The following is an 11,838-nucleotide window of genomic DNA, read 5'->3' as shown; positions in this document are numbered from 1 at the left end:
GTATGTGGACCCGGATGACCGCTCAGCTTTGCCTAAGGGGCAGTTGTTTGGGGAGAGTTGACCGTGGCGGGATGGACACATGGCGTACTTCCGCCACACGCCATGCCGGTGATCGCCCGTTATCGGAGGATATTGCGGATGATCCCGGTGTCCGGCTCTGTCGATTCGGCGCCTTTCCGTGCGCGGGCCGTGGCGGCACGCTTTCGCGCTGTGACAGCGATCTGTCCGCCGGGTGGGCCCGGAGCACCCCTCGCGCCCGGGCCAACGGCCGGGCCGCACAAGGGGAATGGAGCCCCCCTACCCAGGAAGGTGAACACGGAGTGACCGGGCCCGGGCCGTTCGGACAGGGCTCCATGGACGCGCAGGGTGGGCCAAGATCCACGTACGGTGATCGGCGCCGGGCGTTGCTGCCGAGTTAACGCGCAGGTCACCCCCGCTGCCAACGATCCATGGTGAGCGGGGTGTTCGTTCCTGGCGCCCCGCGACCACAGCCGACGCGTTCGCACTCGGGGAGACCGCGCCATGTCGCGCACACGCTCTGTCGCCGCCGTACCCGCTCTCAACCGCCGCACCCTGCTGGCCGCCACCGGAGCCCTGTCGCTCTCGGCAGGCGTCGGCCTCGCCCTGCGCCCGGAGGCCCCGGCGCACGCCGCGACCCCCGGCCGGGAGACCGTCGCCGACTCGGTCGCCCAGTCCGAGGCCCGGTCGGCGGCGGTCACTCCGCTCGCCCCGCCCGAGCTGGTCCCCTACACCCGCGGCACCACACTGCGCGGCGTCGCCGTCCCGCGTTCGGGCACCTCCGGATACCGGAGGCTCGGCGACGGCGCCGGCTGGCAGCGCGTCGTCCGCGACGAACTGGCCGCGGGCAAGCAGGGCCGCGCCGACCGCCGCACCGCGCTCGCCTCCTTCGTGCAGCTCACCGACCTGCACCTGACCGACGCCCAGCACCCGCTGCGCCTGGAGTACCTGCGCGCCCAGAACAAGAGCTTCTGGCGCCCCCAGGAGACCCTGACCGTCGCCGGAGGCGTGTCCCTCGTGGAGCGGGTCAACTCCCTGCGGGGAGCCCCCGTCACCGGCTCCCCGCTGCACTTCGTGATGACCACCGGCGACAACACGGACAACAACTCCAAGACGGAACTGGACTGGTTCCTGAAGGTCATGAGCGGCGGCCGCATCAGCCCGAACAGCGGCGACCCGCGGCACTACGAGGGGGTACAGGCCAGCGGGCTGAAGACCTACTGGCAGCCGGACGCGGCCCTGCGCGACGCCGACAAGCAGGTCGGGTTCCCGCGCATCCAGGGTTTCCTGGAGGCCGCCATCCGTGAGCTGCGCAGTCCGGGCCTGAGCCTGCCCTGGTACTCCACCGTCGGCAACCACGACGCCCTTCCGCTGGGCTGCTACGGCACCCGGGGCGACTCGTACCTCACCGAGTTCGCCGTCGGCGGCAAGAAGCTGATGTCCCTGGGCGCGGCGGAGTGCGACAGACTCGCCAAGAGCATGAAGAAGGGTTCCAGCCCGAAGGGCGCCGAGGTGCACGCCCTGCTCAAGGCGCACACCAGTCAGATGCGCTCGGTCACCCCGGACGAGAACCGGGCCCCGTTCACGCCCGCCGAGTACCTCAAGGCGCACCTCGACCCGGCCCACACCGGGCCCGGCCCGATCGGCCACGGCTACTCCTCCGCGAACCTCTCCGCGGGCACCCAGTACTACACGTTCCGCATCGCCGAGGACGTCATCGGTGTCAGCCTCGACACCACCGACCCGGGCGGCCACTACGAGGGGTCCCTGGGCACGGCGCAACTGCGCTGGCTGGAGAAGACGTTGGGCGACAACAAGGACGCCTACGTCATCGTCTTCAGCCACCACACCAGCAAGACGATGCGCAACCTGAACGCCGACCCGGCCCACCCGGCGGAGAAGCGGCACGGCGGGGACGAGGTCGTCGCCCTCCTCGCGCGCTTCAGCAACGTGCTGGCCTGGGTGAACGGTCACTCCCACAAGAACGACATCACCCCGCACGCGGCCCCCGGCAACCGCTCCTTCTGGGAGATCTCCACCGCCTCGCACGTCGACTTCCCCCAACTCGCCCGCGTCATCGAGCTGGTCGACAACAAGGACGGCACGCTCTCCCTGTTCACCACCCTCGTCGAGTCCGCCGCACCGCACGCCACGGACTTCTCCGACCTCAGCCAGACGGGCCTGGCCGCGCTCTACCGCGAGCTGTCCTTCAACACGCCCGGCGCCCGCACCGACCTCGCCGGAACCTCGCGCGACCGCAACACGGAACTGATTCTGAAGAAGGGCTGAAAACCGCTCAACGCGCGCGGACCGGGCAACCCCGCGCCGCGGACCCGGGTCCGTTCCCCCGACACGTTCGACCGTGAGACGGGGGAAGACATGAGGGTACGTACGGGACTTGTGGGAGTCACGGCCGTGGCGATCGCCACGGCACTGGCGGGCACCGCGGTCGCGGCGCCCGCCGCGGGAGCGGGCCACGCGCCGACCCGGCAGGCCATGGAAGCGGCCGTGCGCGACGGCGTGCCGGGCGTGACGGCGACGGCCTCCGGCCGGCACGGCACCTGGTCCGCGACGGCGGGCACCGGCGACCTGAGCACCGGCGCTCCGCGCTCCACCGCCGACCGCTACCGCGTCGGCAGCATCACCAAGACGTTCGTCTCCACCGTGCTGCTCCAACTGGAGGCGGAGGGGCGGCTGTCGCTGGACGACACGGTGGACCACTGGTTGCCCGGCGTGGTGCGGGGCAACGGCAACGACGGACGGAAGATCACGCTGCGCCGGCTCCTGAACCACACGAGCGGGATCTTCGACTACACGACCGACGACGACTTCGTGCGCACCTACTTCGCCAAGGACGGCTTCCTCCGGCACCGCTACGACACCGCGACACCGGAGCACCTCGTCGCGATCGCCATGGCCCACGAACCCGGCTTCGCGCCGGGCGCCTCCTGGAGCTACTCCAACACGAACTACATCCTCGCCGGAATGGTGATCCGTGAGGTCACCGGGCACTCGTACGCCACGGAGATCCGCCACCGCATCGTCGAACCGCTCGAACTGCGCGGCACGTCGGTCCCCGGCACCACGGTGACACTCCCGCGACCGAGCAGCAGGGCCTACTCCAAGCTGGCCAGGACCACGACGGGACCGACGTACGACGTCACCACCCTCAACCCGACCCTCGCCGCCTCGGCGGGCGGGATGATCTCCGACAACACCGACCTGAACCGCTTCTACACGGCCCTCCTGCGCGGCAGGCTGCTGCCGCGCAAGCAGCTCGCCGAGATGAAGACGACCGTCCGGGTCGACGAGATCCCGAACGCGCGCTACGGCCTCGGCCTCATCGACCGTGAACTGAGCTGCGGCGTCCACGTGTGGGGCCACGACGGCGGCATCCACGGCTCGACGTCGTCGGCCGTCACCACGGCGGACGGCCGGCACGCCCTCGCCTTCAACTTCAACGGCGACTGGTCGGGGGACAGCGACGCCGTGATCGAGGCGGAGTTCTGCGGGAAGCGGCCGGAGCCGGTCCGGGCGGACCGGATCTCCTAGCCGCCGCCCGCCGCCTTCCGCTCTAGTCCGCGGCCGGCGCCGTGAAGCTCACCTTCGCGGTGTCGACCGTGGCCGCGTGCCGGCCCGGCGCGTCCTGTTCCCGCCAGTACAGGTTCGTGTGCGCGACGACCTGGGCGGGGGCGGGCGCGCCGTACGCGGTGAGGTCCTCCGTGGTGTGGGCGTCGCCGACCAGGGTGACGTCGTACCCGCGGGTGAACGCGCCGTGCAGGGTGGAGCGGACGCAGACGTCCGTCTGGGCCCCGGTGACGACCAGGTGGCCGACCCCTCGCTGGGCGAGCACGTCCTCCAGGTCGGTGGCCTCGAACGAGTCGCCGTAGTTCTTGTGGACGAGGGGCTCGGTGTCCTCGCGGACCAGCTCCGGCACGTAGGCCCAGGCTTCGCTGCCGACCTTCATCCCGTCGTCCGAGTGCTGCACCCAGATCACCGGCACCGCTTCGGCGCGGGCCTTGGCGGCCAGGACGTTGATGTTCTCGATCACCTCGGCGCGATTGTGGGCGGCGTCCACCGCGCCGTGCTGCATGTCGACCACCAGCAGTGCGGTGTTCGGGCGACCGGGCAGGGTCGTCATCGGGCTCTCCCCTCGGGCGTCCTGCTCGTCGCGGCAGGCACGTCGGGCCATGGATCTCCTGTCCCCTCCACAGTAGAACGGCCCACCGACAACGCCCCTCCGAACAAGGACCTCACCTGCCTCCCGGGGCCCGGTACCTCCCCGGGGCTCCGGGGCGTCCTCCCCTTCCCGGCCGGGAAGGGGAGAGCAGGGGAGGGTGCACGGGAAGGGGCCCGCGCCGTCGCGCGAGCCCCTTCCCTCCCCTCCTGCCACCACCCCGGTCCGTCACTACCGGGGCAGCACCACGACATGTGCCGCGGGATCGCGGTCGTCCGACGCCATCAGCGCGGTACGGACGACCGCGGCCTGCTGCTCCATCGCCTCGCGGAGCTTCTTCGGCGTGATGTGGACGACGGTGATCCCGAGCCGCTCCAGCACCTCACGCTTGCGGGCGTACTCCGACCAGAGCGCGTCCTCGTCCTGCCGCGGGGCGCGGGTGTCCAGCTCCACCGCCACCGCCTGCTCGGGCCAGTACGCGTCGAGGCCGCCGATGTGCGGGCCGCCGGGCAGCCGCAGGTCCACGTTCCACACCGGGTCGGGCAGGCCGTGCTCGCGGACCATCCGGTACAGGCGGTCCTCCGCGATCGCCCGGCCCTCCGCGAGCAGCGAGTCCACCGCGTCCACCACGTGCGGCCGGCCCAGCAGCCGGGCCGCAGTCAACTCCCGCACCACGGAAGCCGGTTCACAGTGCCCTCCGCGCACCGCTTCCGTCAGCAGCCGGCGTACGACGTCGGCGTCGGAGAGTTCCGCGACCGCGTCGGCCAGCGCGCGGGGCACCGGGGCGACCGGGACGCCGGTCACGAACGCGGGCGCGGGAAGGGAGGGCGTCCGCACGATACGGACGCAGCCCGTCGAGCGCAGGCGGCGCAGCCGGGGCACCAGCACATCGATGGTGTCGAGGGAGAGCAGCGGCGGCGCCGTGGTGAACCCGTGCAGGGCCAGCGCCGCCAGGCCCGTGACCAGCACGTCCGCGAAGCGCTGCGGGGCGTGCGGCTCCTCGGCGCCCGGCTGGACCGGGATGGAGGCCACCCGGTGGGGGGCGGGGGAGCGGGCGGTGTACAGCAGCGCGGCCTGCAGCCGCTCCTCGGCGGTGGGCGGGCCGGGGTGGAGCAGGACCACACCCGGAAGGATCTGCTGCCAGGCTCCGCCCGCCCGGCACTGCTCGTTCGTCTCGGCGGCGGTGACGCCGTGGCTGCGCAGCTGAGTCGTGGTCAGGACCCGGCGCTGCACGTGGGACAGGTGACGGAGGGGGCGGGGGGAGAGCGGGGTGTTGTGGTTCATGATCCGGGGTTTCCCGCCCGGAAGCCGCCCTCTAACCGCTGTTACACGCTCGTCGACAAATCCGGACAAGCACGTACTAAAGTACGGGCGTTCGAGTGCCGAAAGGCGCTGGTCCGGACGGGGACTAATAGGGGTTACGGCTCTGAATACCTGTATTTCGTAACCAGTGGTCCCGTCGGATGAAGTCACCGGAGAGGACAGCGGCCGACGGGCCGGGGTGCGACGTGCCGCCGAGTCCACCGCCGGTGCGCCGCGGGAACACCGCGGGAGGCACGGTGCGAACGCGGCGAGGGCACCGGACGCGCGCGGCGCCGGTGCCCTCGAAGCGGAGTGCGTCGTGCGGGTGTTCAGCCCGCGGCGCTGTCGCAGGCCTGACCGCGCAGCGCCCGTGCCAGGTCGTCGCGGGACTCCAGCACGAGCCGGCGCAGCGCGGGCGCCGCGTCCTCGTGCGCGGCGAGCCACGCGTCCGTCGCCTCCAGGGTCTCCGGGGAGTCCTGGAGTCCGGGGAACAGTCCCCTGACCACGTCCATGCCGATCTGGATCGACCGCTCCTCCCAGACCCGGTCGATCGCGGCGAAGTACCGGGCGGTGTAGGGCGCGAGCAGCTCCCGGCCGGACGGCTGGGCGAAGCCGGCGATGGTCGCCTCGACCAGGGCGTTGGACAGCGCGTCCGACTCCACGACGGCCGCCCAGGCCTGCGCCTTGACCGCCGCGGAGGGGCGGGCCGCCAGACAGCGGACCTGGTGCCGCTTGCCGGACGCCGTGTCGTCGCGGGCGAGTTCGGCGCCGATCACCGACTCGTCGGCCACGCCGTGCGCGGCCAGCGGCTCCAGGAACGCCCAGCGCAGCTCCTGGTCGACCTCCAGCCCGTCGATCTTCGCCGTGCCCTCCAACAGCCCCTGGAGCAGCTGGAGATCGGCCTCGCCCGACGCGACGTGGGCGAAGAAGCGGGCCCATGCCAGCTGGTGCTGGCTGCCCGGCTCGGTGAGCCGCAGCTCCTTGAGCGCGCCCTCGGCCAGCGACCGCGCGCCCTCGGCGCGCCAGCCGGGCGCCACGTAGTGGACGAGCGCGGAGTCCGCCCAGCCGTGCAGCGTCTGGAGGACGCCGATGTCGGACTCGCGGCCGGCGAAACGCAGCACCAGACCGATGAAGTCCCGCGCCGGCATCAGCGCGTCACGCGTGAGGTTCCACAGCGCCGACCAGCACAGGGCCCGCGCGAGCGGGTCGGTCATCTCGCCGAGGCCGTCCCGCAGCGCGGCCAGCGAACCCTCGTCGAAGCGGATCTTGCAGTACGTGAGGTCGTCGTCGTTGACGAGGACCAGGTCCGGGGCCTGCTCGCCGGCGAGGTCCGCGACGACCGTCCGCGGACCGTCGACGTCCACCTCGGCCCGCGCGTACCGGACGAGCGCGCCGTCGCCGCCCTCGCGCAGCGACTCACGCCGGTAGAGGCCCACGGCCACCCGGTGCGGGCGCAGTTCGGGGTGGGACTCCGCGGCCTCCTGGAGCACCGCCAGCTCGGTGACGCGCCCCTCGGAACTCAGCACCACCTGCGGAGTCAGGGAGTTGACGCCCGCCGTCTGCAGCCAGGAGCGGGCCCAGACGGCCATGTCCCGTCCACTGGTCTCCTCCAGGACGGACAGCAGGTCGCCGAGGCGCGTGTTGCCGTACGCGTTCCGCTTGAAGTAGCGGCGCGCGCCCTCCAGGAAGGCGTCCTGTCCGACGTACGCCACGAGCTGCTTGAGGACGGAGGCGCCCTTGGCGTAGGTGATGCCGTCGAAGTTGAGCTTGGCGTCCTGGAGGTCGCGGATGTCCGCGGTGATCGGGTGCGTGGAGGGCAGCTGGTCGGCCCGGTAGGCCCAGGCCTTGCGGCGGTTGGCGAAGGTGATCCAGGCGTCGGTGAAGCGGGTCGCGCCCACGTTGGCGAACGTGCCCATGAAGTCGGCGAAGGACTCCTTCAGCCACAGGTCGTCCCACCACACCATGGTCACGAGGTCGCCGAACCACATGTGCGCCATCTCGTGCAGGATGACGTTCGCCCGGGCCTCGTACGACGCCTGCGTCACGTTGCCGCGGAAGATGTACTCCTCGCGGAAGGTGACCAGGCCCGGGTTCTCCATCGCCCCGAGGTTGTACTCGGGCACGAACGCCTGGTCGTACTTCCCGAAGGGGTACGGGTAGTCGAAGTGGTCGTGGAAGAAGTCCAGCCCCTGCTTGGTCACCAGGAACACGTCGTCGGCGTCGAAGTGCGGGGCGAGCCCCTTGCGGCACATCGCGCCGAGCGGGATCTCCAGCGTCGTACCGTCGTCGAAGGTGCGCGTGTAGGAGTCCGTCACGTAGTGGTACGGGCCCGCGACGACCGCAGTGATGTACGTCGAGATCGGCTTGGTCTCGGCGAACCGCCAGACACCGTCCGCGAGTTCACCCGCGCCGTTGCTCCAGGCCGTCCAGCCCTCCGGGGCCCGGACCGAGAAACGGAACGGGGCCTTGAGGTCCGGCTGCTCGAAGTTGGCGAACACGCGCCGCGAGTCCGCCGGCTCGTACTGCGTGTACAGGTAGACCTCGCCGTCCTCGGGGTCGACGAAGCGGTGCATGCCCTCGCCGGTACGGGAGTAGGCGCACTGGGCGTCCACCACGAGTTCGTTCTCCGCGGCGAGGTCCTCCAGCCGGAGCCGCACCCCGTCGAAGACCTCGCCCGGGTCGAGGTCGCGGCCGTTGAGCGACACGGCCGTGACGCTCGGCGCGATCAGATCCGCGAAACTCGCGGCGCCCGGCTCGGCGCAGCGGAAACGGAGCGTGGTGACCGAGCGGAAGGTGCGGGGAGCGCCGTCGCCGTCGCCGGGCTCCGTCTCGCCGACGGCCGAGCGCAGGTCGAGGAAGACGTCGTAGCTGTCGACGGACAGCAGTGCCGCCCGCTCCTGGGCCTCGTCGCGGGACAGGTTCTCACCGGGCACGGCTGCACTCCCTCATGGCGTCATAGACATGTGTGAACAGGACCGATCCTGCCATGTGCCCCTGTCACCGGACAGCACGGTGCCGAGGACGCCCGCGGGGCGGCGTGGGCGGCCGGGAGGAGCGGAACGGGGACGCCGTGCGGGAATGGCGCGGACGACCTCGCGCGTTGTACCCGCAAAGACCGCGTTCCGAGGAGAGCCATGTCCGAGCAGACCGCTCAGCCCAGTTCCGGCAAGACCCCCGTCGACTTCTGGTTCGACCCGCTGTGCCCCTGGGCCTGGATGACCTCGCGGTGGGTGCTCGAAGTGGAGAAGGTCCGCGACATCGAGGTCCGCTGGCACATCATGAGCCTCGCCGTCCTGAACGAGCCCAAGCTGGACGAGCTTCCCGAGGAGTACCGCGAGCTGCTCTCCACCAAGGCCTGGCAGCCGATCAGGGTCGTCACCGCCGCCTGGCAGAAGCACGGCGACGACATCCTCGGCCCGCTGTACACCGCGCTCGGCACCCGCATCCACAACGAGGGCGCGGGCCCGACGAGGGAGGCCATCGCGGCCGCTCTCGACGAGGTCGGACTCCCCGCGGACCTGATCGACTACGCCGACCAGGACGACTTCGAGTTCGACGCCGAGCTGCGCGCCTCCCACAAGGAGGGCATCGAGAAGGTCGGCCAGGACGTCGGCACCCCGGTCATCGCCGTGCCCGGTGCCGACGGCGAGCAGATCGCCTTCTTCGGTCCCGTCGTCACCCCCGCGCCCAAGGGCGAGGAGGCCGCGAAGCTGTGGGACGGCACGCTCCTGGTCGCCTCGGTGCCCGGCTTCTACGAACTCAAGCGCTCCCGTTCCGCCGGTCCGGACTTCAGCAACCTGTAGTCCGCCTCCCCGGCCCGGCGCTCCGCGCCGGCCGGTCCGCTGCTCCCCGGGGCCCGGCACACGCCGGGCCCCGGTCGCGTGTCAGGTGGCGGCCTGGGCCTCCGGGAAGTCGCCCCCGTCGCGCCAGTTGATCCACCGCTGGAACCGGCGGCAGCCCTTCCTCGTGCAGCGGTGATAGGCGGCCGGGTCGTCCACCTCCAGGATCCGGCGCACATGCGCCTCCTCGTCCTTGGTGAGCTTGCGGAACCGCTGCAGCGGTCCTCCGCAGTTCGGGCAGCGCACGTCCACGGCGACACCTCCGTGTGGAACCGGTCCGGGGGAGAGCGCGGGCACGAGGGCCGAGGCGTCCGGGCGCCGGACGGCGGCCCCGCGAGCGTATGCGCTCCCTGGGTCGGCCCACGGTCCCAAATTCCGGCCCGCCGCGACGCCCTTTCACTCCGAGCGCCCCCTGCGCAGCGCGCGTCCTGCCCCCGTCGCGCGGCCCCGCTCCCACGAGGACCCGGTTTTGCCGTGCGTGTCCTGAGGGCGGGTTCGTCGTCCGGACCGGCGTACCCGGGGATCCCCGGCGGGGGAGAGCCCCCGCGAGTCATGTCCTCGCGGGGGCTCCCTTTCTTCCGCCCGCTCCGTGAAGGGTGAGAAGACGATCACGAGCAGGACGCTGCACGATCCAGGCGTCCGGGGGCGCGTACGGACGGGTACGCGGCCCCGCACCTCCCCGCTTTATTGCGAATGGATCGCAACTGCACGCTAGCAGCAATAGGCGCGGTGTGTGTGTCCGGGCACGCAACCGGATCGTGCGAGCGCCGTTAACCGCGCCCGGGTACGCGAAAGGGCCCCCGCGCGATGTCGTTTTCGCGTGAGGGCCCCTCGGGCGGGGCGGCCGGGCAGGTCAGGCGCGGGCGCGGATCCGCTGGCGGGCGTAGCCGACCGCCGCCAGGAACAGCGTCATGCCACCCGTGGAGTAGAGCTGCACGCGGGTGTCCGGCTCCCGGGCCATCAGGACGAAGACGGCGACCATGCCGGCCAGCGCGATCCAGGTCAGCGCGGGGAACGCCCACATGCGGACGACCAGCTTCTGCGGCGCCTCACGGTCCAGACGCCGGCGCAGCCGCAGTTGGGAGACCGCGATGAACATCCAGACGACCAGGATCACCGCGCCGATCATGTTCAGCAGCCAGGGGAAGACGTCGTCCGGACGCCAGTAGCTGAGGACGACACAGGCGAAACCGAAGACGCAGGAGACGAGCACGGCGACCCGCGGCACCCCCGACGAGACGCGGCCGAGGGCCTTCGGGCCCTGCCCGCGCTCGACCAGGGAGTAGGCGATGCGCGAGGAACCGTAGATGTTCGCGTTCATCGCCGACAGCAGGGCCACGAGGATGACCACGTTCATCAGCTGTCCGGCGCCCGGGATGCCGAGGTGTTCGAGGGTGGCCACGTACGGGCCGCTGGTGACGACCGCCTCGGAGTCCCACGGCACGAGGGTGACGATGACCGCCATCGAGCCGACGTAGAAGAGCGCGATGCGCCACATCGCGGTGCGGACCGCGCTCGCCACACCCTTGACCGGGTCCTGCGACTCGGCCGCCGCGATCGTCACGGTCTCCAGACCGCCGTACGCGAACACCGAGGCGAGCAGTCCGATCACGAGCCCCTCGCCGCCGTTGGGCAGGAAGCCCCCGTCACCCGTGAGGTTCGCGGTGCCCGGCGCGTCCGTGCCGGGCAGCACACCCGTGATGGCCAGGACGCCGAGCACGAGGAACAGTGCGATGGCGCCGACCTTGAGGGCCGCGAACCAGAACTCGAACTCGCCGAAGTTCTTCACGGCGGCGAGGTTGGCCACGCAGAAGACGACCATGAACAGCGCCACCCACGCCCACTCGGGCGTTCCGGGCAGCCAGCCGGTGACGATCTTCGCGGCGCCGATGCCCTCCAGACCGACCGCCGTGCACAGCAGCACCCAGAAGGCCCAGCCGGCCGTGAAGCCGGCCCAGGGCCCGATCGCCCGCTCGGCGTGCGCCGAAAAGGATCCGGATGACGGATACGCGGCCGACATCTCGCCGAGCATCCGCATCACCAGCATGACGAGCAGGCCCGATACGGCGTACGCGATGACGATGGACGGACCGGCGGCGGCGATGCCGGCACCGGAGCCGACGAACAGTCCGGCGCCGATGACGCCGCCGAGGGCGATCATCGAGAGGTGGCGCTGCTTCAGGCCTTGGGACAGGGGCGCTTCGGCGCCGGCGGAGCCGGGTGGGGTGTCGCCGGGCGAGGTGTCGAGGGTGGTGCGGGACATGAGAGCGGGGGGTCCCTTACGTGCGAGGGCGTGCGAGCGGCAAAAACGCCCACAGTCTGGGCAGCCGCACCACCGGGAGGGCAAGGCCGCCCAGCATGCGGACGCGATCCGTACGGAGCGTGAGGCTCCGTTCACTTCGGGGTCGGGGTCGGGGCGATGGTCAAGGCGGGGTCGGGGCGAGGGCGAAGGCGGGGCCGGAGGTGGTCGGGCCGCGGGGTGGCCGGCCGGTCGCGGTGACG

Annotated in this window: 8 protein-coding genes; 3 read left to right on the top strand and 5 right to left on the bottom strand. The window is 71.5% G+C overall.

The window, feature by feature from the left end:
- Window positions 1-522: 522 nt before the first annotated feature.
- Window positions 523-2,307: a TIGR03767 family metallophosphoesterase gene (locus B0675_RS03650; protein WP_081217281.1), complete on the top strand. Its 1,785-nt coding sequence runs from the start codon at window positions 523-525 to the stop codon at window positions 2,305-2,307.
- A gap of 90 nt (window positions 2,308-2,397) precedes the next feature.
- The gene (locus B0675_RS03645; RefSeq protein ID WP_081217280.1) at window positions 2,398-3,570 is read left to right on the top strand and encodes a serine hydrolase domain-containing protein; all 1,173 of its coding nucleotides are present in this window, start codon (window positions 2,398-2,400) and stop codon (window positions 3,568-3,570) included.
- A gap of 22 nt (window positions 3,571-3,592) precedes the next feature.
- Here B0675_RS03645 and B0675_RS03640 read toward each other — a convergent pair whose 3' ends face one another.
- From B0675_RS03640 to pepN, 3 genes are all read right to left on the bottom strand, one after another.
- The gene (locus tag B0675_RS03640) at window positions 3,593-4,159 is read right to left on the bottom strand and encodes an isochorismatase family protein (protein WP_081217279.1); all 567 of its coding nucleotides are present in this window, start codon (window positions 4,157-4,159) and stop codon (window positions 3,593-3,595) included.
- Window positions 4,160-4,426: 267 nt separating this feature from the next.
- Entirely contained in the window at window positions 4,427-5,479 is a 1,053-nt protein-coding gene (locus tag B0675_RS03635) for a hypothetical protein (protein ID WP_081217278.1), read from the bottom strand.
- 347 nt (window positions 5,480-5,826) lie between these two features.
- On the bottom strand, window positions 5,827-8,430 hold the full coding sequence (pepN, locus tag B0675_RS03630) for an aminopeptidase N (RefSeq protein ID WP_081217277.1): 2,604 nt from the start codon (window positions 8,428-8,430) through the stop codon (window positions 5,827-5,829).
- A 201-nt stretch (window positions 8,431-8,631) separates the two neighbouring features.
- Here pepN and B0675_RS03625 point away from each other — a divergent pair, with 201 nt between their 5' ends.
- Complete coding sequence (locus B0675_RS03625) at window positions 8,632-9,300, top strand: DsbA family protein (protein ID WP_081217276.1); 669 nt, start codon at window positions 8,632-8,634, stop codon at window positions 9,298-9,300.
- Window positions 9,301-9,381: 81 nt separating this feature from the next.
- On the opposite strand, the gene B0675_RS03620 is transcribed toward B0675_RS03625, so the two are convergent.
- Window positions 9,382-9,588 carry a hypothetical protein gene (locus B0675_RS03620; RefSeq protein ID WP_081217275.1) on the bottom strand — a complete coding sequence of 69 codons (207 nt, stop codon included), beginning with the start codon at window positions 9,586-9,588 and terminating at the stop codon, window positions 9,382-9,384.
- 601 nt (window positions 9,589-10,189) lie between these two features.
- The gene (locus B0675_RS03615) at window positions 10,190-11,599 is read right to left on the bottom strand and encodes an amino acid permease (protein WP_081217274.1); all 1,410 of its coding nucleotides are present in this window, start codon (window positions 11,597-11,599) and stop codon (window positions 10,190-10,192) included.
- Window positions 11,600-11,838 lie beyond the last annotated feature (239 nt).

This window comes from Streptomyces sp. M41(2017), assembly GCF_002078175.1.
Lineage (GTDB): Bacteria > Actinomycetota > Actinomycetes > Streptomycetales > Streptomycetaceae > Streptomyces.
Note: the sequence above shows the minus strand (reverse complement) of the source record. Positions and strands in the feature narration are given on the sequence as shown.

Coding starts and splice junctions, on each gene's coding strand:
- B0675_RS03650 (WP_081217281.1), top strand. CDS start 523: ATGTCGCGCACACGCTCTGTCGCCGCCGTACCCGCTCTCAACCGCCGC.
- B0675_RS03645 (WP_081217280.1), top strand. CDS start 2,398: ATGAGGGTACGTACGGGACTTGTGGGAGTCACGGCCGTGGCGATCGCC.
- B0675_RS03640 (WP_081217279.1), bottom strand. CDS start 4,159: ATGACGACCCTGCCCGGTCGCCCGAACACCGCACTGCTGGTGGTCGAC.
- B0675_RS03635 (WP_081217278.1), bottom strand. CDS start 5,479: ATGAACCACAACACCCCGCTCTCCCCCCGCCCCCTCCGTCACCTGTCC.
- B0675_RS03625 (WP_081217276.1), top strand. CDS start 8,632: ATGTCCGAGCAGACCGCTCAGCCCAGTTCCGGCAAGACCCCCGTCGAC.
- B0675_RS03615 (WP_081217274.1), bottom strand. CDS start 11,599: ATGTCCCGCACCACCCTCGACACCTCGCCCGGCGACACCCCACCCGGC.